Raw genomic sequence first — 581 nt, 5'->3', positions numbered from 1 at the left:
GAGTTCTGTCGACCGGGAAACCCGCCAGCTTCAGCTTTTGCTGGTCATGGGCGTGGATGACTCTCTGGGCGGTGTTATCCGGCTTAATGGTACGCTGTATCCCGCGTTTGCCGTTCCCTCAGCCGATAACAGGCATCTGGTCATCAGTGCGCTGACCGATAAGGGGTTACGGTATGCAGGGTATGGTGTTGCCGTAAATCACGATGCAGACAGCCACATATCACCTGCACCGGAACTTATGGAGTTTCATCTGAAAACCCGTGAGGCACCGCTTTTTGCTGCCGTCAACACACCAGAAAAACAGCCGGATCATCTGTTCCGCTCTCTGGGTTTCAATCGTACCTGGGATGAATGGCGGCGCGAGGAAGATGCAAGAACACACACCACCGAGAGGAGACATGATCGCGGTTGGTCACAGTGAATGTGAACAATATTTTGTTTTGTTTAACATCGTGTTATGTTCGTCGATGTTCTTCGATGTTCATCGACAGGGATGAATGCAAGAAGCACACACATAATGCAAGCATAGTTTTGTTTTTCCGCCCCCGAAAATTGGGGGTTATGTTTTCACTCCATTAGAG

General features: G+C 50.1%; 1 protein-coding gene. It reads left to right on the top strand.

Features of this window, described 5'->3' with window-relative positions:
- Nucleotides 1-421, top strand: a 421-nt coding sequence (locus tag I6F35_RS39625; RefSeq protein WP_346283256.1) for a hypothetical protein, incomplete at its 5' end; no start/stop codon positions are given.
- Nucleotides 422-581: the final 160 nt, after the last annotated feature.

It is taken from the genome of Bradyrhizobium sp. BRP22 (assembly GCF_020194175.1).
Lineage (GTDB): Bacteria > Pseudomonadota > Alphaproteobacteria > Rhizobiales > Xanthobacteraceae > Bradyrhizobium.
Note: the sequence above shows the minus strand (reverse complement) of the source record. Positions and strands in the feature narration are given on the sequence as shown.